Origin of the sequence: Rhodococcus sp. NPDC127527, assembly GCF_042672245.1 — a bacterium.
Classification (GTDB): Bacteria; Actinomycetota; Actinomycetes; order Mycobacteriales; family Mycobacteriaceae; genus Rhodococcus_G.
In genome coordinates this window covers 104,623-125,040 of record NZ_JBHXVP010000010.1, presented here as the reverse complement: position 1 = coordinate 125,040, position 20,418 = coordinate 104,623, and the positions used below count along the sequence as shown (strand labels likewise).

Annotated in this window: 23 protein-coding genes; 21 read left to right on the top strand and 2 right to left on the bottom strand. The window is 69.4% G+C overall.

The genetic code is table 11. From position 1 onward, the window contains the following. The first annotated feature begins 72 nt into the window (after positions 1 to 72). The 21 genes from folE (at position 73) to ACFVH2_RS17530 (ending at position 19,294) form a co-directional block, all read left to right on the top strand. Complete coding sequence (gene folE / locus ACFVH2_RS17630; RefSeq protein WP_378423377.1) at positions 73 to 717, top strand: GTP cyclohydrolase I FolE; 645 nt, start codon at positions 73 to 75, stop codon at positions 715 to 717. Between the two features lie 32 nt (positions 718 to 749). After that, positions 750 to 1,565 (top strand): dihydropteroate synthase, encoded by an 816-nt coding sequence (gene folP / locus ACFVH2_RS17625; RefSeq protein WP_378423611.1) that lies wholly within the window; start codon positions 750 to 752, stop codon positions 1,563 to 1,565. Beyond that, on the top strand, positions 1,558 to 1,932 hold the full coding sequence (gene folB, locus ACFVH2_RS17620) for a dihydroneopterin aldolase (protein ID WP_378423379.1): 375 nt from the start codon (positions 1,558 to 1,560) through the stop codon (positions 1,930 to 1,932). Before folP ends, folB begins: the two co-directional genes overlap by 8 nt. Beyond that, positions 1,929 to 2,435, top strand: coding sequence for a 2-amino-4-hydroxy-6-hydroxymethyldihydropteridine diphosphokinase (gene folK / locus ACFVH2_RS17615; RefSeq protein WP_378423381.1), 507 nt, complete (start codon positions 1,929 to 1,931; stop codon positions 2,433 to 2,435). Before folB ends, folK begins: the two co-directional genes overlap by 4 nt. Next, positions 2,435 to 2,902: a DUF3180 domain-containing protein gene (locus tag ACFVH2_RS17610; RefSeq protein WP_378423383.1), complete on the top strand. Its 468-nt coding sequence runs from the start codon at positions 2,435 to 2,437 to the stop codon at positions 2,900 to 2,902. The genes folK and ACFVH2_RS17610 overlap by 1 nt, the downstream gene beginning before the upstream one ends. Before the next feature lie 67 nt (positions 2,903 to 2,969). Further along, complete coding sequence (locus ACFVH2_RS17605) at positions 2,970 to 3,986, top strand: DUF6779 domain-containing protein (protein ID WP_378423385.1); 1,017 nt, start codon at positions 2,970 to 2,972, stop codon at positions 3,984 to 3,986. A 109-nt stretch (positions 3,987 to 4,095) separates the two neighbouring features. Further along, positions 4,096 to 5,037, top strand: coding sequence for a Rossmann-like and DUF2520 domain-containing protein (locus ACFVH2_RS17600; protein ID WP_378423387.1), 942 nt, complete (start codon positions 4,096 to 4,098; stop codon positions 5,035 to 5,037). Further along, positions 5,034 to 5,948 carry a pantoate--beta-alanine ligase gene (gene panC, locus ACFVH2_RS17595; RefSeq protein ID WP_378423389.1) on the top strand — a complete coding sequence of 305 codons (915 nt, stop codon included), beginning with the start codon at positions 5,034 to 5,036 and terminating at the stop codon, positions 5,946 to 5,948. The genes ACFVH2_RS17600 and panC overlap by 4 nt, the downstream gene beginning before the upstream one ends. A gap of 50 nt (positions 5,949 to 5,998) precedes the next feature. Then, the gene (panD, locus tag ACFVH2_RS17590; RefSeq protein ID WP_378423391.1) at positions 5,999 to 6,439 is read left to right on the top strand and encodes an aspartate 1-decarboxylase; all 441 of its coding nucleotides are present in this window, start codon (positions 5,999 to 6,001) and stop codon (positions 6,437 to 6,439) included. Between the two features lie 2 nt (positions 6,440 to 6,441). Beyond that, the gene (locus tag ACFVH2_RS17585) at positions 6,442 to 7,257 is read left to right on the top strand and encodes a type III pantothenate kinase (RefSeq protein WP_378423393.1); all 816 of its coding nucleotides are present in this window, start codon (positions 6,442 to 6,444) and stop codon (positions 7,255 to 7,257) included. A gap of 168 nt (positions 7,258 to 7,425) precedes the next feature. Beyond that, positions 7,426 to 7,986, top strand: coding sequence for a cysteine dioxygenase (locus ACFVH2_RS17580; RefSeq protein ID WP_378423395.1), 561 nt, complete (start codon positions 7,426 to 7,428; stop codon positions 7,984 to 7,986). Next, positions 7,983 to 8,405 carry a rhodanese-like domain-containing protein gene (locus ACFVH2_RS17575; protein ID WP_378423397.1) on the top strand — a complete coding sequence of 141 codons (423 nt, stop codon included), beginning with the start codon at positions 7,983 to 7,985 and terminating at the stop codon, positions 8,403 to 8,405. Before ACFVH2_RS17580 ends, ACFVH2_RS17575 begins: the two co-directional genes overlap by 4 nt. An 89-nt stretch (positions 8,406 to 8,494) precedes the next feature. Further along, positions 8,495 to 10,006 (top strand): lysine--tRNA ligase, encoded by a 1,512-nt coding sequence (lysS, locus tag ACFVH2_RS17570; protein ID WP_378423398.1) that lies wholly within the window; start codon positions 8,495 to 8,497, stop codon positions 10,004 to 10,006. 123 nt (positions 10,007 to 10,129) lie between these two features. Further along, positions 10,130 to 10,474 carry an Lsr2 family protein gene (locus ACFVH2_RS17565; RefSeq protein WP_378423400.1) on the top strand — a complete coding sequence of 115 codons (345 nt, stop codon included), beginning with the start codon at positions 10,130 to 10,132 and terminating at the stop codon, positions 10,472 to 10,474. 143 nt (positions 10,475 to 10,617) lie between these two features. Further along, positions 10,618 to 11,511, top strand: a complete 894-nt coding sequence (locus ACFVH2_RS17560; RefSeq protein WP_378423613.1) for an esterase/lipase family protein — start codon at positions 10,618 to 10,620, stop codon at positions 11,509 to 11,511. 364 nt (positions 11,512 to 11,875) lie between these two features. Further along, positions 11,876 to 14,428, top strand: a complete 2,553-nt coding sequence (locus ACFVH2_RS17555; RefSeq protein ID WP_378423402.1) for an ATP-dependent Clp protease ATP-binding subunit — start codon at positions 11,876 to 11,878, stop codon at positions 14,426 to 14,428. Positions 14,429 to 14,553: 125 nt separating this feature from the next. Further along, positions 14,554 to 15,744 carry an alpha/beta hydrolase family protein gene (locus tag ACFVH2_RS17550; RefSeq protein WP_378423404.1) on the top strand — a complete coding sequence of 397 codons (1,191 nt, stop codon included), beginning with the start codon at positions 14,554 to 14,556 and terminating at the stop codon, positions 15,742 to 15,744. Between the two features lie 111 nt (positions 15,745 to 15,855). After that, a complete protein-coding gene (locus ACFVH2_RS17545) occupies positions 15,856 to 17,454 on the top strand; it encodes an MFS transporter (protein ID WP_378423406.1) in 1,599 nt (532 codons plus the stop codon). A 69-nt stretch (positions 17,455 to 17,523) separates the two neighbouring features. Continuing rightward, the gene (locus ACFVH2_RS17540) at positions 17,524 to 17,958 is read left to right on the top strand and encodes an OsmC family peroxiredoxin (protein ID WP_378423408.1); all 435 of its coding nucleotides are present in this window, start codon (positions 17,524 to 17,526) and stop codon (positions 17,956 to 17,958) included. Between the two features lie 243 nt (positions 17,959 to 18,201). Next, positions 18,202 to 18,381 carry a hypothetical protein gene (locus tag ACFVH2_RS17535; RefSeq protein WP_378423410.1) on the top strand — a complete coding sequence of 60 codons (180 nt, stop codon included), beginning with the start codon at positions 18,202 to 18,204 and terminating at the stop codon, positions 18,379 to 18,381. A 220-nt stretch (positions 18,382 to 18,601) separates the two neighbouring features. Then, positions 18,602 to 19,294, top strand: a complete 693-nt coding sequence (locus ACFVH2_RS17530; protein ID WP_378423615.1) for a DsbA family oxidoreductase — start codon at positions 18,602 to 18,604, stop codon at positions 19,292 to 19,294. 79 nt (positions 19,295 to 19,373) lie between these two features. On the opposite strand, the gene ACFVH2_RS17525 is transcribed toward ACFVH2_RS17530, so the two are convergent. After that, positions 19,374 to 20,210, bottom strand: coding sequence for a CbtA family protein (locus ACFVH2_RS17525; protein WP_378423412.1), 837 nt, complete (start codon positions 20,208 to 20,210; stop codon positions 19,374 to 19,376). Then, the gene (locus tag ACFVH2_RS17520) at positions 20,201 to 20,395 is read right to left on the bottom strand and encodes a CbtB domain-containing protein (RefSeq protein ID WP_142095147.1); all 195 of its coding nucleotides are present in this window, start codon (positions 20,393 to 20,395) and stop codon (positions 20,201 to 20,203) included. The genes ACFVH2_RS17525 and ACFVH2_RS17520 overlap by 10 nt, the downstream gene beginning before the upstream one ends. Positions 20,396 to 20,418: the final 23 nt, after the last annotated feature.

Here is a 20,418-nt window from a genome sequence, read left to right as displayed (position 1 = left end):
GTGTTGGGCAACGATCCGTGCTGCACGGGACAAGCTGTGGACGTCGGTCCCTGAGAAGTGGAGGTGCGGTCGGTGTCGGTCAATCACATCGGTGGTGCGAGTTCCCGTGAGGGGAGTGAGTTCTTGCTGCAGTCGGTCGAGACAGGACGGATTTTCGACCAGGCCCGCGCGGAGGCGGCCGTTCGCGAGCTGCTGGTCGCGGTCGGCGAGGATCCGGACCGCCCCGGTCTGATCGACACCCCGGCGCGGGTGGCGCGCGCGTATCGCGAGGTCTTCGCGGGGCTGTACACGGACCCGGACTCGGTGCTCAACACCACGTTCGACGAGGGTCACCAGGAGCTGGTCCTGGTGCGCGACATTCCGATGTACTCGACCTGCGAGCACCACCTGGTGTCCTTCCACGGCGTGGCACACGTCGGTTACATCCCCGGCTCGACGGGCCGGGTCACCGGGTTGTCGAAGCTGGCCCGGCTGGTGGACCTGTACGCGAAGCGGCCGCAGGTCCAGGAACGACTGACCAGCCAGATCGCCGATGCCCTCGTCCGCAAGCTCGATCCGCGCGGCGTCATCGTCGTGGTCGAGGCCGAACACCTGTGCATGGCGATGCGCGGTATCCGCAAGCCGGGAGCGAGCACCACGACCTCGGCGGTGCGCGGTCTGCTCCAGTCCAGTGCTGCCTCGCGCGCCGAGGCACTGGACCTGATCCTGCGCAAGTGACCGTGTTGCCGACGCCGGGCCGCACCGTGGTGATGGGCGTCGTCAATGTCACCAGCGACTCCTTCTCGGACGGCGGGCGCTTTCTCGACCGTGACGCCGCCGTCGCGCACGGTCTGGAACTGCGGCGCCTCGGCGTCGACATCGTCGACGTCGGTGGCGAGTCCACGCGCCCCGGGGCCCAGCGGATCGATGCGGCGGTGGAGGCGCAGCGCGTCGCACCGGTGATCGCGGACCTGGTGGCCGAGGGCATCACTGTCAGCGTCGACACCATGCGGGCGTCGGTGGCCCGGGCGGCGATCGAGGCGGGTGCCGCGGTCGTGAACGACGTCTCCGGCGGGCGGGCCGATCCGGCGATGGCCTCGGTGATGGCGGACGCCGGATTGCCCTGGATCCTCATGCACTGGCGGTCGGCAGGCGCGTACGTCCACGCGGGCGGTGTCGAGCACTACGGCGACGTGGTCGCCGAGGTCAGCTCGGAACTGCTGGCGGCGGTGGACGACGCGGTGCGGGCCGGGGTCGACCCGTCCCGTCTGATCCTCGACCCGGGCCTCGGTTTCGCGAAGACCGCCGAACACAACTGGGCGCTGCTCGGGGCGCTGCCGCAGCTGAACGCGCTGGGTTTCCCGGTGCTGATCGGGGCCTCACGCAAGCGGTTCCTCGGCGCACTGCTGGCCGACGAGGAGGGCATTCGCCCGCCCGACGGTCGTGAGGTGGCCACCGCTGTCATCTCGGCCCTCGCGGCCCGTGGTGACGCCTGGGGTGTTCGGGTGCACGACGTCCGGGCCTCGCGGGACGCGATCGCGGTGGCCCGGGCCTGGACGACGGCGGAGAGGCCGGGGCATGTCTGATCGAATCGAGTTGCGCGGGTTGAAGGTTCGCGGCAATCACGGGGTATTCGACCACGAGAAGCGGGACGGGCAGGACTTCTACGTCGATGTCACCGTCTGGATGGACCTCGCGCCCGCCGCGGCCTCCGACGACCTCGAGGACACCCTGCACTACGGCGAGCTCGCGCAGACCGCGGCCGACATCGTGGCCGGCCCCTCGCGCGACCTCATCGAGACGGTGGCCGCCGAGATCGCCGACGCGGTGCTGGCCGACGACCGGGTCAATGCGGTCGAGGTGACGGTGCACAAGCCGTCGGCACCGATCCCGCTGACCTTCGCCGACGTCGCGGTGGTGGCACGACGGTCCCGCAAGGCGGCCCGGGGATGAGTCGCGTGGTGCTCTCGATCGGCTCGAACATGGGCGACCCGTTGGCGAACCTGCGGTCGGTGGTCGAGGCGCTGGGGGACCGCGTGATCTCGGCGTCGAGCGTCTACGCGACGGCGCCGTGGGGCGGGGTCGAACAGCAGGACTTCCTGAACGCGACGGTGATCGCCGAGGATCCGGACCTGGACTGCTGGGGATGGCTCGCACTGGGCCGCGAACTCGAGGCCGCGGCCGACCGGGTCCGCGAACAGCGGTGGGGCCCGCGCAGCCTGGACGTCGACGTGGTGGACTGCGACGGCGTGGTGAGCGCGGACGCCGAGTTGACGTTGCCGCACCCGCGGGCGCACGAGCGCGCGTTCGTCCTGGTGCCGTGGCTCGAGGTCGATCCGGCCGCCGAACTCCGGCTCGGCGGCGCGCCGGTACTCGCGCGCGATCTGCTGGCCGCCCTGGACCCCGCCGAGCGCGACGGCGTGCGCCGCACCGGCCTTCGATTGACGACACTGTGATGAAGCCGACCCGGGTCCGGGACCTGCTGGGACTGGCAGCCTTCGCGGCGATCGCGTCCTGGCTGCTGGTCGGTGCCTTCTACGGTTCGCTGCCCCCGGTCTCGGTGTTTGCCGGTGCCTCGCTGTATCCGGTCGCGGCGATCGAGGTCGGGCTGGCGTTCGTGATTCGGGCGCGCGTCGCCGAGCACAGGGTCGGGCCGGACCGGCATCAGCTCCATCCCATCACCGCGGCCCGCGCGGTCGCACTTGCGAAGGCGTCGTCACTGGTCGGGGCTGCGAGTGCGGGTGTGTGGCTGGGGCTGCTCCTGTTTCTGCTGCCGAAGAGGTCGACCGTGGATGCCGCCGCGGCGGACACGACCGGCGCGGTGGTGGGCCTGACCGCCGGCATTGCATTGGTCGCCGCAGCAATGTGGCTGGAGCATTGCTGCAAGACGCCCGACGAGCCGCCGGACGAGCCCGCGGTCTGACCTGCGCGGCGGGGGAACTCCGGTTGCCGACCCCGATGCCCGTGCCCCGGACGGCTATCCTCGCTGCATGACGGTTTCTGGTCGCGCGGGGTCGCTTCGGCGAGGCAAGCGCAGTGCAAGCCAGATGATCGTGGCCGGGCTGGTGGTGCTGGCGGTCCTGGCGAGTCTGTTCCTGATCTTCAGCGACAGCGTCGCGCTGCTTCGGGTCGGCACGGTCGTCGCGCTGTGGGCCGCGTTGCTCGGCGCGATCGCGATGATCAAGTACCGCCGCGAGTCGGACGCAGACAAGGCGAAGGTGCGCGACCTGCAGACGGTGTACGAGCTGCAGTTGGAGCGCGAGATCACCGCGCGCCGCGAGTACGAGTCCGGGGTCGAGGCCCGGGTCCGCAGCGAGACCAACCTCGACGTGTCGGAGATCGCGGCACTGCGCGCGGAACTGGCAGCGCTGCGCGGCAGTCTCGAGGTGCTGTTCGAGGGAAGGATGCCCGTCGATCGCGTCGCCCTCACCGCCGACGCCACCAGGGTTCCGGAACTCGCCAGCGCGGTCCGTGGCCCGTACGCCCCGCCGCGTACGTTCACTCCGGAGCCGACGTACGCCAACCCCGCCTCGGGTCCGACGTTCGCCACCCCCTTCGACGAACCGGTGACCGCCGAGGTCTCCGTGGTGGCCGACGCTGCCGAAGAGCCGGTGCCGCCGACCAAGGCCGCGCCCGTGGCTGCTCCCCGCCCCGTCGTCGTGTCCGGTGATACGACTCCCGGGTCCCGCCCGACGCCGGTCGGTGCGGTCCCGGTTTCCGTCTCGGCACCCGCACCCGCTCCCGCGGCCGCACCCGCACCCGCACCCGCACCCGCGCCGCGGCCGGCCCCGGAACCCGTGGTCGCGCAGGCTCCGGCCGCGGAGCCCGTCACCACGGGCGGTGGCCGCCGGCGCCGCGTCGACCCGGACGACGCCCAATCCGACGAAATCGCACCCGGTGCGCACTCGAGTGGCCTGTCCGTCGCGGAGATCATGGCGAACATGGCGACCGGCCGGTCGGAGACGGAGTCGGACGTCGGCAGGCCGGGCCGGCGTCGGCGCGACTGAGCCGTAGATCACTATTTTCGCCGTGGCGGCCCCCGACGGGCGGCGGCTATCCTCGCTGTGAACGTCCGGTACCCGCCCCGCGGGACTGGAACGAACGAGAGGAACAACGGTGACCTCATTCGAGATCACTCGAGACGGGCCCTGTCCGGACCCGGCGCCCGCACGATTGACAGTCGGAATCGTCTCGGCGGGACGCGTGGGTACTGCCCTCGGCGCCGCGCTCGAGCGGGTCGGCCACGTGGTGGTGGCCTGTTCCGCCGTTTCCGACGCCTCGGTCCGCCGCGCCACCGTGCGCCTGCCGGACACCGACATCTTTCCCGCCGCCGATGTCGCGGCCCGCTGTGAACTCCTGATTCTCGCCGTCCCCGACGACGAACTCGCCGCGCTGGTGGCGGGCCTCGCCGCGACCGAATCGATCCGACCGGGCACCCTCGTCGCGCACACCTCGGGCGCGAACGGCATCGGCGTCCTGGCCCCGCTCACGGCGATCGGTGCGGTGCCGCTGGCCATCCACCCCGCGATGACCTTCACCGGGCACGACGAGGACGTAACGCGAATGTCCTCCGCCTGTTTCGGCATCACCGCCGCGGACGAGATCGGGTACGCCATCGCCCAGGCGCTGGTGCTCGAGATCGGTGGGGAGCCGGTGCGGGTCCGTGAGGAGGTTCGCCCGCTCTATCACGCCGCACTCGCGCACGGCAGCAATCATCTGGTCACGCTGGTCGTCGACGCGGTCGCGGCGCTGCGCGTCGCCCTGGCCGGCGACGAGTTGCTCGGCCAGCAGGTGGTGGACGGCGACCCGAACGGTGTCGCCGAACGCGTGCTGGCCCCGCTGCTGTCCGCGGCGCTCGACAACGCGCTGCGCCGCGGGCCGTCCGCACTGACCGGCCCCGTCGCCCGCGGCGACGGTGCCGCGGTCGCCGCCCACCTGCGGGTCCTCGACGAGGTCGACCCGCAGATCGCTGCCGGCTACCGAGCGATGTCGCTGCGGTCCGCGCAACTGACAGGTGCATCACCCGCACTTCTCGAGATCCTGGAGGACCATTCGTGAACGGCTATGCGCGCGGGGAACTGACCGTGCATCACGATCCCGCCGAGCTGACCAGGGTTGCCAAGGCCCTGCGCGGCGTCGGCAGGCAGGTCGCGCTGGTGCCGACCATGGGTGCGCTGCACGCCGGGCACCTCGAGATCGTCCGCCAGGCCAAGCTGCGCGGCGCGGTGGTGGTCGTGTCGATCTTCGTCAACCCGCTGCAGTTCGGAGTGGGGGAGGACCTCGACGCGTACCCGCGCACCCTCGACCGCGACCTCGAGCTGCTGCGCGGCGAGGGGGTCGAACTCGCCTTCGTCCCGTCGGTCGCCGCGATGTACCCGAGCGGCCGGCGCACGATGATTCATCCGGGTCCGCTCGGCGGCGAGCTCGAGGGTGCCAGCAGGCCGACGCACTTCGCGGGCATGCTCACCGTGGTCGCCAAGCTGCTGCAGATCACGGTGCCGAACAGCGCATACTTCGGAGAGAAGGACTACCAGCAGCTCACCCTGATCCGGCAGATGGTGCGGGACCTCAACTTCGACGTCGAGATCCTCGGCGTGCCCACGGTGCGCGAGCAGGACGGCCTGGCCCTGTCGTCGCGCAATCGCTACCTCGACGACGCTCAGCGGACCGCGGCCGCGACGATCTCCGCTGCACTGGTGGCGGGCGCGCACGCGGCCGCGGGTGGTCCCGAGGCGATCCTCGCCACCGCACGCGAGGTGCTGGCCACGACGCCCGAACTGGTCGTCGACTACCTCGAGGTTCGTGGCGTCGACCTCGGTCCGGCACCCGAGCGGGGCGACGGCCGCCTGCTCGTCGCGGCGAGGCTCGGCGGCACCCGGTTGATCGACAACGTCGGTGTCGCCGTGGGCACTGGATTCCTGGAGCGGGACGAGGATCCCCGCACCGCGCAGCCGTCACAGGCGGGGTAACAGCACCCCCTCGACCGACCTGATATTCCGTTATCCCGTTAGGACTGCACATGTTTCGCACGATGATGAAGTCGAAGATCCACCGCGCCACCGTGACCCACGCCGATCTGCACTACGTCGGGTCGGTCACCGTGGACCAGGACCTGATGGACGCCGCGGACCTGCTCGAGGGCGAGCAGGTGTGCATCGTCGACATCGACAACGGCGCCCGCCTCGAGACCTATGTCATCGCCGGTGAGCGTGGCAGCGGAGTGATCGGGATCAACGGTGCGGCAGCGCATCTCGTCAAGCCCGGTGACCTCGTCATCCTCATCGCCTACGGCGTGATGAACGAGCAGGAGTGCCGCGACTACGACCCCCGCGTGGTCTTCGTCGACGCCGACAACCGGCAGGTCGAACTGGGCTCCGACCCGGCCCACGCCCCGGAGGGATCCGGGCTGATCACGCCTCGGATGCTCGCCACCCTCGACGGCCACGCGGCACTGGTGTAGCTGTGCTGCTCACCGTCGACGTCCGCAACACCAACATCTCGCTCGGGTTGTTCTCCGGATCCGGTGAGCACTCGAAGTTGGTGCAGGACTGGCGGATGCGGACCGACCCCCGGATGACGGCGGACGAGCTGGCCTGGATGCTGCGGGGACTGCTCGGCGCGCACGTGGATCAGGTGGTCGGTGTCTCGGCGCTGTCCACGGTTCCGTCGGTGCTGCGCGAGCTGCGGGTCATGCTGACCCGCTACTGGGGCCACGTCCCGCACGTCGTCGTCGAGCCCGGCGTGCGGACCGGCGTACCGCTGCTGGTCGACAACCCCAAGGAGGTCGGGGCCGACCGCATCGTCAACAGCCTTGCCGCACATCACCTCTACGGCGGTCCGTGCATCGTCGTCGACTTCGGGGTGTCCACGTGCGTCGACGTGGTGTCGGCGAAGGGCGAGTTCCTCGGCGGGTCGATCGCGCCCGGCCTCGAGATCTCCGCCGACGCGCTGGCCTCGCAGTCCGCCGCGCTGCGGAAGGTCGAGCTGGTGCGCCCGCGCGGCGTGGTCGGGAAGAACACCGTCGAGTGCATGCAGGCGGGAGCGATCTTCGGGTTCGCCGGGCTGGTCGACGGGTTGGTGCGCCGGGTGCGGGCCGAGTTGCCGGCCTTCTCGGGCGACGACGTCACGGTCATCGCGACGGGTGACAGTGCGCCGCTGGTGATGCCGGAATCGGAGACCATCGCCCACCTCGAACGCGATCTCGCGTTGGAGGGCCTGCGCATCGTCTACGAGCGCAACCAGGAACGGCGTGCGGCCAAGCGTCCGCCGTTGGCCTGACCGTCGACGCAGTGAACGGACCCTTTGCCAAACTCCGGATCTGTGTCACACTGGTCGGCGTGAATATCCGCATGGTTGCTCAGGAGTGTTGTCGAGGCTGATTGCCGCCTCGATTCGTTGAGGCACGTTGCACGGCCTTGACCAATTCACACTCCTGGAGTCTCTCCCATGCTTTCCACATCAGTGGTTTCATCTGTCACATCCCTGTCCGCGCCGGCATCGCCGAGTCGCCTTCGTCCCGCGGACCTTCTCCGCATCACCGACCAGGGCGCGCAGGACGTGCTCGACGGCCGCTTCGCGCACCTGCTTCCGGGGGCGGGCCAATGGCCGACCTCGGAGCGCTGGTCGGTCCGGCTGCACGCAGACGACGACGTCGACGTCTGGCTGATCAGCTGGGTGCCGGACCGGACGACCGAGCTGCACGACCACGCGGGTTCGCTCGGGGCGTTGACCGTCCTCAGTGGCACCCTCGCCGAATACCGTTGGAGCGGTAGCGAATTGAAGTACCGGACGCTCGAGGCCGGCGACCAGGCGTCGTTCCCGCTCGGCTGGGTGCACGACGTCATGGAGGCGCCGGGCAGCCCCGCGGACCCGGCGACCCCGACGCTGAGCGTGCACGCCTACTCGCCGCCACTGACCGCGATGTCGTACTACGAGGTCACCGACCACGGCAGCCTGCGTCGCACTCGCACCGAGCTGACCGATCTTCCGGAAGGACGGTCGGCATGACCATCGACGAGATGCTCGAGAAGGCCCGCGGCAGCTACCGGCGCATGTACGTCTTCGAGCTCGAGGACGCGATCGCGCGGGGCGCGATGATCGTCGACATCCGCCCGCAGGCACAGCGCGATCGCGAGGGCACGCTGCCCGGGGCGCTCGCGATCGAACGGAACGTGCTCGAGTGGCGGCTCGACCCCACCAGCGACGCACGTATTGCCCTTGCCTCGGACCACGATGTCGAGTGGATCGTGATCTGCTCCGAGGGCTACACCTCCAGCCTCGCCGCGGCGGCGCTGCAGGAGCTGGGTCTGCACCGGGCCACCGATCTGGTCGGCGGCTACCAGGCGATCCGTTCGGCCGGGCTGCTCGGGCTGGCGACGCGCTCGCGGCACCTGGTTCGCGACACCGCGGCGGCGGCCGCGCACTGACGGCGGCCGGCCCAGCGTTCGTGGGCGCCCCGAGGGGGAGGGAGGCCGACGCGGTCATCCCGCACCGCGGGGCATTACCCTGGTCAACCGTGAGTGATGTAGCAACCGAGCCCACCGACGACACCCCCGAGCAGCTGCGTATCCGCCGCGAGAAGCGGGACCGGATCCTGGCGCAGGGTGGACAGGCGTACCCGGTGTCGGTGCCGCGCACCCACGCCCTCGCCGAGATCCGCGCGAAGTACCCGGACCTCGAACCCGACACCGCGACCGGTGACCAGGTCGGGGTCGTCGGCCGGGTGATCTTCGTCCGTAACACCGGCAAGCTCTGCTTCGCCACGTTGCAGGAGGGTGACGGCACCCAGCTGCAGGCGATGATCAGCCTCGCCGCTGTCGGCGAGGAGGCGCTGGCGGCCTGGAAGTCGGACGTCGATCTCGGCGACTTCGTGTTCGTGCACGGCGAGGTCATCAGCTCCCGGCGCGGCGAGCTGAGCGTCATGGCCGATGCCTGGCAGATCGCGTCCAAGTCGCTGCGTCCGCTGCCGGTCGCGCACAAGGAGATGAGCGAGGAGTCACGGGTCCGGCAGCGCTATGCCGACCTGATCGTGCGCCCCGAGGCCCGGGACAACGCCCGCAAGCGCGTCGCGGTCGTGCGCGAGCTGAGGGCCGCCCTCGAGCGACGCGGATTCCTCGAGGTCGAGACCCCGATGCTGCAGACCCAGGCCGGTGGCGCGGCGGCCCGGCCGTTCGTCACCCATTCGAATGCGCTCGACATCGATCTGTATCTGCGGATCGCCCCCGAGTTGTTCCTCAAGCGGTGCGTCGTCGGTGGCATCGAGAAGGTATTCGAGATCAACCGGAACTTCCGCAACGAGGGCATCGATTCCACGCACTCCCCGGAATTCGCGATGCTCGAGACCTACGAGGCCTACGGCACCTACGACGATTCCGCGACGATGATTCGCGAATTGATCCAGGAGGTCGCGCAGGCGGCATTCGGCACCCAGGTGGTGACCCTCGCCGACGGCACCGAGTACGACCTCGGCGGCGAGTGGAAGACGATGGAGATGTACCCGTCGTTGTCGGCGGCGATCGGCGTTGCGGTCACCCCGGACACCACCGTCGACGAGCTGCTGTCGTTGGCCGAGAAGGTCGGCCTCGAGGTGCCCGAGGGCAAGGGCTACGGCCACGGCAAGCTGGTCGAGGAATTGTGGGAGCACCAATGCGGTGACCAGTTGTTCGCGCCCACCTTCGTGCGCAACTTCCCGGTCGAGACCTCGCCGCTGACCCGGCAGCACCGCAGCGAGGCGGGTGTCACCGAGAAGTGGGACCTGTACGTACGCGGTTTCGAGCTCGCGACCGGCTATTCGGAGCTGGTGGACCCGGTGATCCAGCGGGAGCGGTTCGTCGACCAGGCTCGGCTGGCCTCGGCCGGCGACGACGAGGCGATGCAGCTCGACGAGGAGTTCCTCGCGGCGATGGAACAGGGCATGCCGCCGACGACCGGCACCGGCATGGGTATCGACCGGCTGCTGATGGCATTGACCGGATTGGGTATCAGGGAAACGATCCTGTTCCCAATTGTCCGGCCTGCGGCGCGCTGATTTCTTTCTATTAGCGTTTTCCCTTTTCTTGCGTAGTGGGTATCTTCGATTCGGGGGTACACTCGGCCGAAACCGGAGCACGGGACCCGGTAATTGCGCGCTCATTTGAAGGGAACTCGACCTATGGCGAAGAAGGTCACCGTCACGCTGATCGACGATGTGGATCAGGAAGCCGCCGCCGACGAAACTGTCGAGTTCGGGCTCGACGGCGTCACCTACGAGATCGACCTCTCCTCGGAGAATGCGGCCAAACTGCGCGACCAGCTCGAGATGTGGGTTTCCCACGCCCGTAAGTCGACCGGGCGCAGGCGCGGCAAGTCCGTGCCGGTGACCGGCAAGTCGCGGGTGGCGGTGGATCGGGAGCAGAGCGCGGCCATTCGCGAGTGGGCCAGGCGGAACGGTCACCCGGTGTCCGCACGCGGCCGCATCTCCTCGGAAATCACGGAGCTGTACAACAAGGCAAACTGATCTCCCTGCTTCTTTCTTTCGTTTCCCCGCCCGCGCGTATCTCGGCTGTTAGCCTCGCGGGCGGGCGGGGAAACGACGAGAACTGTGGGGGGACTGTGCGCGGACGAATTGTCTTCGGTGCATTGATTTCGGCGGCAGCATTCATGCTGGGTGCCGGCACCGCGGGGGCCGCGCCGGCGCCGCTTCCCGTTCCGTATCAGTTCCTGGCAGGCGTTCCGCTGGAACTGGGGAATCCGGGTGGTTCGGCGCCCGGCTCCAACGACTGGTCCTGCAAGCCGACCGCGGCCCATCCCGAGCCGGTGGTCCTCGTGCACGGGACCGGCGGCAACCGCCAGACCAACTGGGCGACCTACGCGCCGCTCCTCGCGAACGAGGGCTACTGCGTCTTCTCCATCACCTACGGTGCCCACGACGAACTGCCGTGGCCGATCAGCGCCATCGGCGCGATGCGCCCGATGGAGCAGAGCGCCCAGGAACTCTCCGATTTCGTCGACCGGGTGCTCGCGTCGACCGGGGCCTCGAAGGTCGACATCGTCGGTCACTCGCAGGGCACCCTGATGCCCACCTACTGGGTGAAGTACCTCGGTGGCGCCGCCAAGGTCGACAAGTACGTCTCGCTGGCGCCGCTGTGGCACGGCGAGGGCGCCTTCGACTTGGATGCGACCCTGCGCCAGTACCGTGCGGCCGGAATGGCGGCCGCGACCCCCACGATGTCGCCCCTGTGCGGGGCGTGCACCCAGTTGGTCGCCGGTACTCCCTTCATGGAGAAGGTGCGCGCCGGCGGGGTGTACGCGCCCGGCATCACCTACACGAACATCATCACCCGCTACGACGAGCTGGTCATGCCCTACATGAGCGGCTTCGAGGAGGGTCCGAACGCGACGAACATCTTCGTCCAGGACTACTGCTCGCAGGACTACGGGGATCACCTGTCGATCTCGGGCGAGCCGGTGGCGGCGACGATCGTGCTCAATGCGCTCGACCCGGCGCACCCGCGCCCGGTGCCCTGCGTCTTCGTACCGCCGGTCGTCGGCTGAGCGGCTCGGCCGACGCCAGCGCAGCGGTTCGTTTCCAGACGCCGTTCGGCTAGGTTGCCCCGAACGGTGTCGCGGTGAGCCGTCCGAGCGTGCCCTCTGTCGCGAGGCCCCGTTGCGCAGACTCGATCTGCTCGCGCAGGGCCCTGTCGCGCGTGCTGCGCCATCTCCCCACTCTGTTCGCTGCAGGCGTAGCGCCGATGGGAAACGAAACACCTGGGTGCCGCGTTGTGACCAGTAAGCATGCACACTGTCCCCGTCGGAATGGGATGGAGGCGGCGCAGGCCGTACCACCGGCCACTAGAGTAGGGGTGCGGCTCGTGGATCCCGCTGAGGGATCTACCCATCAAGAACGTGAGGGAGAGCGATGTTCGAGAGGTTCACCGACCGCGCACGGCGCGTTGTTGTCCTGGCCCAGGAAGAGGCCCGGATGCTCAACCACAACTACATCGGCACGGAACACATCCTGCTCGGTCTCATCCACGAGGGTGAGGGCGTTGCGGCGAAGTCGCTGGAGTCGTTGGGTATCTCCCTCGAGGGCGTGCGCAGCCAGGTGGAAGAGATCATCGGCCAGGGTCAGCAGGCCCCGTCCGGTCACATCCCCTTCACCCCGCGCGCCAAGAAGGTGCTGGAGCTGAGCCTGCGCGAGGCGCTGCAGCTCGGCCACAACTACATCGGCACCGAGCACATCCTGCTCGGTCTCATCCGTGAGGGCGAGGGCGTGGCCGCCCAGGTCCTCGTGAAGCTGGGCGCCGATCTCAACCGGGTCCGTCAGCAGGTCATCCAGCTGCTGTCCGGCTACCAGGGCAAGGAGCCGACCGAGTCGGGCGGCAGTCGCGGGGAGGCGGGCACGCCGTCCACGTCGCTGGTCCTCGACCAGTTCGGCCGCAACCTGACGCAGGCCGCGCTGGAGGGCAAGCTCGACCCGGTCATCGGTCGTTCGAAAGAGATCGAGCGGGTCATGCAGGTGCTGTCGCGGCGCACCAAGAACAACCCGGTGCTCATCGGCGAGCCCGGCGTCGGCAAGACCGCCGTGGTCGAGGGCCTGGCCCAGGCGATCGTCAACGGCGAGGTCCCGGAGACGCTCAAGGACAAGCAGCTGTACACCCTCGACCTGGGTTCCCTGGTCGCGGGCAGCCGCTACCGCGGTGACTTCGAGGAGCGCCTGAAGAAGGTGCTCAAGGAGATCAACACCCGCGGCGACATCATCCTGTTCATCGACGAGCTGCACACGCTGGTCGGTGCGGGCGCGGCCGAGGGCGCCATCGACGCGGCCTCGATCCTCAAGCCGAAGCTGGCCCGCGGCGAGCTGCAGACGATCGGTGCGACCACCCTCGACGAGTACCGCAAGTACATCGAGAAGGACGCCGCCCTCGAGCGCCGGTTCCAGCCGGTTCAGGTCGGCGAGCCGACCGTCGAGCACACGATCGAGATCCTCAAGGGTCTGCGCGACCGCTACGAGGCGCACCACCGCGTGTCGATCACCGACGGCGCGCTGGTCGCGGCCGCCACCCTGGCCGACCGCTACATCAACGACCGCTTCCTGCCGGACAAGGCGATCGACCTCATCGACGAGGCGGGCGCCCGGATGCGCATCCGCCGGATGACCGCGCCGCCGGACCTGCGCGAGTTCGACGACAAGATCGCCGACGCGCGCCGGGAGAAGGAGTCCGCGATCGACGCGCAGGACTTCGAGAAGGCCGCGAACCTGCGTGACAAGGAGAAGACCCTCGTCGCGCAGCGCACCGAGCGTGAGAAGCAGTGGCGTTCCGGCGACCTGGACGTCATCGCCGAGGTCGACGACGAGCAGATCGCCGAGGTCCTGGGCAACTGGACCGGCATCCCGGTGTTCAAGCTCACCGAGGAGGAGACCACCCGTCTGCTCCGCATGGAGGACGAGCTGCACAAGCGGATCATCGGCCAGGAGGACGCCGTCAAGGCGGTCTCCAAGGCGATCCGCCGCACCCGCGCCGGCCTGAAGGATCCCAAGCGTCCGTCCGGATCGTTCATCTTCGCCGGCCCGTCCGGTGTCGGTAAGACCGAACTGTCCAAGGCGCTGGCGAACTTCCTGTTCGGCGACGACGACGCGCTCATCCAGATCGACATGGGCGAGTTCCACGACCGCTTCACCGCCTCGCGGTTGTTCGGTGCACCCCCCGGGTACGTCGGCTACGAGGAGGGCGGCCAGCTCACGGAGAAGGTGCGGCGCAAGCCGTTCTCGGTGGTGCTGTTCGACGAGATCGAGAAGGCACACCAGGAGATCTACAACACCCTCCTGCAGGTGCTCGAGGACGGCCGTCTCACCGACGGTCAGGGTCGCACGGTCGACTTCAAGAACACCGTGCTGATCTTCACCTCGAACCTGGGCACCTCGGACATCTCCAAGGCGGTCGGGTTGGGCTTCTCGTCCGGCTCGGGCACCGAGTCGAACTACGAGCGGATGAAGCTCAAGGTCAACGACGAGCTCAAGAAGCACTTCCGGCCCGAGTTCCTCAACCGCATCGACGACATCATCGTCTTCCACCAGCTGACCAAGGATCAGATCATCGAGATGGTCGACCTGATGATCGGCCGCGTGGAGAAGCAGCTGAAGAACAAGGACATGGACATCGAGCTGACCGAGCAGGCCAAGTCGCTGCTCGCCAAGCGCGGGTTCGATCCGGTCCTGGGGGCGCGGCCGCTGCGTCGCACCATCCAGCGCGAGATCGAGGACCAGCTCTCCGAGAAGATCCTCTTCAACGAGGTCGGACCCGGTCAGATCGTGCTCGTCGACGTCGAGGGCTGGGACGGCGAGAGCGCGGGCGAGGACGCGAAGTTCACGTTCACACCCAACCCGAAGCCGGTCAAGGTTCCGGACTCTCCCGCCGAGGCACTGGCGGGTGCGGGCGAGGCTCCGTCCGAGGGCGGTTCCGCCGAGTAGCTACCCACGCCACGACGCCCCGGAAGCATCGCTTCCGGGGCGTCGTCGTGTGCGGGGCGCTTCCCGGCGAGGGCGGGTTGCGGCGCTTCCTATGATCGAATGACGAACGATCGCAGGGGGCGCAGGTGTCCGAGCGCACGCTCGCGCGCACGACCGCCGCGGCTGTGCTGGCACTCGTCGCGGCGCTGCTGCAGGCCCTCGTCGCGCCGGCGGCCCAGGCACAGGAGCCGGTGTTGCCGACTCCCACCGGACCGCATCCGGTCGGCAGTGCGGTGCTGCACCTGGTCGACGAGGCCCGCGCCGACCCCTGGAAACCGGACCGGCGCCGGGAACTGATGGTCACCGTGTGGTACCCGGCACGGGACGTCGCGGGCCGTCCGCGCGCCCCGTACACCGGCGCCGAGTCCGCGCTCGGCTACCCGTTCGGTGGGCTTCCCCTGGCCGGGGCTACGGGCAACTCGTATGCGGGTGCGCCGGTGGACGATTCGCTCGGCGCGGTTCCGACCGTTCTGTTCTCGCCCGGATACGGCACCGCGCGCGACCTCTACTCGGTGATGGCAGAGGAACTGGCCAGCCGCGGGTTCGCGGTGGTCACCATGGACCACACGTTCGAGACCCCCGCGGTGGCGTTCCCCGGGGGACGCGTCGAGTACGCGGACCCCGCGGTGCTCGGCGACGAGTCGATGGTCGACGTCCGGGTCGCCGACAGCCGCTTCGTGCTCGACGACCTGTCCCGGATCGTGGCCGGCGAGAACCCGGACGCCGAGCACGCCGGGCTCCCCGCCGGTCTCGCACGGGCCCTGGACCTCGACCGGGTCGGAATGTTCGGGCACTCGTACGGCGGGTACACCGCGGTGGAGACGATGCGGGTGGACGCGCGGATCGATGCGGTCGTCGATCTCGACGGCGCGATCGGGTCGGACGACGAACCGGTGCCCGCCGTCACGGAGGGGATGGATCGCCCGGTTCTCCTGATGGCCAGCGGGGCGACCTACCGGTCGAGGGGAGGTGGTCCGGTGACGTGGGATCCGACGTGGGGGCCGTTCCTGTCGAACCACCGCGGCTGGGTGCGGGCGCTCGCCCTGCTCGACTCCGGCCACTTCAGCTATTCGGACCTGCCGGTGTTCATCCCGTTGGCCGCGGCCGTGCTGCCGTCGATCCGCGACGCCGCCGGGGTCGGGTCGGCCGAGCGCGCGATCGCGGTGCAGCGCGAGTACGTCCCCGCCATGTTCGACCGGTTCCTGCGCGATCGCGACGGCGCCCTCCTCGACGGTCCCACGCCGCGGTTCCCCGACGTCCTGTTCTGGACGCGGTGACCGCGCAGGGAGGGGTGGGCCGGGCCAGGTCGCAGGACGGCAGCGCGGCACGGCCGCGACTCGGTGCGCAATTCGGCGTTTCGGGGCCTCGCGGGTGGTGAACTGGTGGCCGTGACCACCGATGCCACGACCGACACGACCGGCGAGGCCCCCGCGCGGGCGACGCTCGTCCTGCTGTCTCTGATCCTCGTCGCCGCAGTCGCGAACCTGAACCTGGCGGTGGCGAACGTCGCCCTGCCCGACATCGGCAAGGCGTTCGACGCCGGCCAGACCGGTCTGAACCTGGTGGCGGTCGGCTATTCGGTCGGCCTGGCGGCGTCCGTGCTGTACCTCGGCGCCGTCGGAGACCGCTACGGGCGCAAGACGATGCTGGTGCTCGGCATGGTGCTGTCGATCCCGGCCTGCCTGGTGGCCGCGTTCGCGCCCAGCCTGGAGGTGCTCTTCGTCGCTCGCCTGGTCGGCGGCGTCTCCGCGGGCCTGGCCTTCCCCACCACGCTGGCACTGATCACCGCACTGTGGTCGGGCGCGGCCCGGACGCGGGCGATCGCGCTCTGGTCGGCGATCGGTGGCGGCCTCTCCGCGCTGGGCCCGCTGGTGGCGGGCGCCCTGCTGCAGTGGTTCTTCTGGGGATCGGTCTTCCTCGTCACGCTGCCGCTCGCGCTGGTCGCGTTGGCGATGGCGGTGCTCTTCGTGCCGGCGCACGTCAACGAGTCCACCGACCCCGTCGATCACCTCGGCGGCGTGGTGTCGGTGGTGCTGGTGGCGGCGCTCGTGCTCGGCATCAACTTCGCGCCGATGCCGGGATACGGTGCGACCGCCGTCGGCCTGCTGGTCATCGCGCTGGCCGCGGGCGTGGTGTTCGTGATCCGCCAGCGACGGGCGCCGAACCCGCTCTACGACCTGCAGGTCGCGGGTCGCCGGATCTTCTGGGTCGCGGCGGTGGCCGGCATCGTCGTCTTCGGCACCCTGATGGGCACGATGTACATCGGGCAGCAGTACATGCAGAACGTGCTCGGCTACTCCACGCTCGCCGCCGGATCCGCGGGTCTGCCCGCCGCAGCGGTCATGGTGCTGGTGGCGCCGCAGTCGGCGAAGCTCGTCGAGGCGCGCGGCGCCCGGTTCACCCTCCTGGCCGGTTACACCGCGATCGTGGCGGGGCTCGTGGTCGCGCTGCTGCTGTGGACGGAGGACGCCCAGTACTGGAAGATCGCGCTCAGCTACGTGCTGCTCGGCATCGGCGTCGGCCTGGCCGGTACGCCCGCGTCGCGGTCGTTGACGGGCTCGGTCCCGGTTCGCCGGGCCGGAATGGCCTCCGGCACCGCCGATCTGCAGCGCGATCTCGGCGGCGCGATCGTCCAGTCGATCCTCGGCGCGCTGCTCACCGCGGGGTACACGGCCTCGTTCGCGGCGTCGATCGCCGCGTCCGGCGATGCCGACGAGGTCAGCACCGAGGTACAGGGCACGTTGGAGAAGTCGTTCGCCGGCGCCGCCGGGATCGCCGAGCGGTACCCGCAGTACGCCGACCAGATCCTGTCCGCGGCGCGGGCGGCCTTCCTCGACGGCGACACCAAGGCGTACGCGGCGGCCATCGCGATCGTGCTCGTCGGCGCCGGGCTCGTGTTCTTCGTCTACCCGAAGCGGGAGGAGGAGCGGCGCCTGCTCGATCACTACCACGAGGTCGACGGCGAACCGGCGCCCCAGCCGCAGTGATTCGGCTTCCGCGCCGGCAGGTTCGGGAGAACACTGGTCCTCGCCCCGTTCATCGACGAGAGGACCGCCATGCCCACACGTACCGCCCGCACCGCCTGGAACGGCACCCTGGAGGCGGGCTCCGGCCAGGTCGAACTCAGCAGCTCCTGCGTCGGCACTTTCGAGGTCTCCTTCCCCAAGCGCGCCGCCGAAGACGCGGGCGGCACGACCAGTCCCGAGGAGCTGATCGCCGCCGCGCACTCGTCCTGCTACGCGATGCAGTTGTCCGCGCTGATCGGGGAGGCGGGTGGCGTCCCGCAGAGCTTGGAGGTGTCGGCCGCGGTCAGCCTCGGCCCGGACACCCCGGGCTTCAAGCTCACCGGCATCGTGCTGACCGTCCGCGGCGAGGTCGACGGGTTGGACGCCGCTGGGTTCGAGAAGGCCGCGCAGGCGGCCAAGGAGTCGTGCCCGGTCAGCAAGGCACTGACTGGCGTGGACATCACGCTGGACGCGGCCCTCGTCTGATTCCGCCGTCGGTACCCGGCGGCGTCGGTCGGATGCCGTCGGGTGCAGTACGGGCATCTTGTTAGAAAAGGCAAGGATCGCTCTCGTCAACGGGCGAATCTCCCTATATCATGGCTTTGCCGCGCCGATGCAACTGCCCGCCAGTTCCGACGCGGATCCCCCATGGAGACAGCTGCGAAGGCGCAGGTCGAGAATGTCGGCGCCGTGATTCGGGGCTGTCGATCGAAGTAAGGATTCATCGCTGTGATCAAGCCCACCATCTCGCCTGCCCGTCGTCTCGCGGCCAAGATCGCCCTCACCGGACTGTTGACCGCGCTGCCTCTCGGCCTTGCTGTGGGCCCGGCGCTCGCCGCCGGCACGCACGCGGGAAGCTGCAACATCGACGGAAACGTCAAGTGGGTCAAGGACTGCCCCAACGACTAGGGTTCGGTCCGTTGTCCGGGTCGCGGCGCGGATAACATTGCATCGCAATAGTTTTCAAATATTCCACGGCGTGGATGCGGTTGAACCGTTCGCGAGGGCGAACGGTCGACTGTTCGTCGTGCGAGCCTCGGGAACACCACGATAATGGTGGACGTTTCAACCAGTTGTGAGCACAGAACCAGTCGCAGCCCCGTCCGCCCCCGCCGCACCGGCCGTCCTGATGGAGGTGTGGTCCGACATCGCGTGTCCGTGGTGCTACATCGGTAAACGCCGCTTCGAGGCCGCGCTCGCGTCATTCGAGCACCGCGACCGAGTCGAGGTCGTGTGGCGGTCCTACCAGCTCGCGCCGGACACCCCGGTGGGCGCCCGCGTCGGTGAACTCGAGGCTCTCGTCCAGCAGAAGGGCATGCCCGCCGAGCAGGTCAGGCAGATGTTCGCCCACGTCGCGTCGGCGGCGGCTGCGGACGGCCTGACGATGGACTTCGACACGGTCATCGCTGCGAACACCTTCGACGCGCACCGGTTGGTGCACCTCGCGGGCGATCGCGGGCGAGACGTGATGGCGGCGCTGTTTCGCGCACACTTCAGCGAGGGCCGGGTCGTCGACGACCGCGCCGAGCTGGTGAGGATCGCGGGAGAGGTCGGGTTGGACGCCGAGCACGTGCGTGCGGCCCTCGACGGCGACGCCGCGGCCGACCGGGTGCGGTCCGACATCGCCGAGGCCCGCGCGCTGGGTGTCACCGGTGTCCCGTTCTTCGTCGCGAACCGGGCCATCGGGGTCTCCGGTGCGCAGCCGGTCGAGGTGTTCACCCAGTTGCTCGAGCAGGCCTACGCGCAGTCGGGCGCCATCGTCACCCTCGACGGCGCCGAGTCGGACGGCGAGACGTGCTCCGACGGCTCCTGCGCCGTCTGACCAGAGCCCCTGCCTCCCGAATGGCCCATCCGTTCAGTCCAACTGAACGGATGGGCCATTCGGGAAGGGGCAGGTGGTCCTAGCGGACCGCGTCGAGCGCCGCGTTCCGTGCTCGGGTGGCGCGTTCGGTGAGGAACGCGAAGCCGAGTCCGAGTGCGAGCCACAGCGTCGCCTGGATGGCCAACGAGGAGACTCGGAACTCCCACAACAACGTGGCGGGGAAATCGCTGCCGACTTCGTTGACGCCGGGGAGCGCGACGTACCCGATCGCCACGACCACCAGGAACACCAGCAGCGGCACCGCGATGCGCACGGTCAGGAACTGGTGCGCCGAGACGATCCTCGCCGCGTACGCCGCGAGCCCGACCGCGAGCAGTCCGAGCAGCACCGATGCGAGCCAGAGCCAGGTGCGCTTGTCGATGGTGTCCGGGTCGCCGACGGCGGGCGGGTTGGCCGGGTACTTGAAGAACGGCACCGCCTCGATGGCTAGCCAGCCGAGGCCGGCGAGGCACAGACCCAGGACCGGCCCGGACAGAGTGCTCACCCGCCGCGCGTAGTGGGCGACGACCGCGAAGATCGCGCCCAGTGCGAGCCCGGCGAACGTGGTGGCCAGGAACAGTCCGAACCGCTGACCGTCGCGACTGACCAGCGCGTCTCCGCCGTGCGAGTGGCCTGACGACTCGGCGGCAGGTTCATCGGGATGCTCGGTCGCGTCGGTGTGCACGGATGCGGCGTTGTGCTCGTGCGGCGTCGCCGCGTGCTCGGCCGGAGCGGATGCGGACTCCTCGATCGCGATGGCCGCGTCGATGTGCGGTTCGCCGATCACGAACGCGACGGCGCCGGCCAGCAGGCCGGCGACGAGGCCGGCCAGCAGGCCGCGGATGAGGAGTTTCGTGAAGGCGTCGGTCAGTGGCACGGCAGGCCCAGCAGGTGGCGACCGTCGTGCATCAGCTCGTGCATGTACATGCCGCCGCGCGAGACCGCACCCTGGTCGAAGCCGACCAGGTACAGGGTCAGCATCGCGAGCAGGACCACGCCCGCGATGATCATCGCAATGCCGATGGAATCGGTTGCCTTGCTGGGGGTGTGAACGAGTGCCATGGTTCCTCCTGGGATTGCGCGTC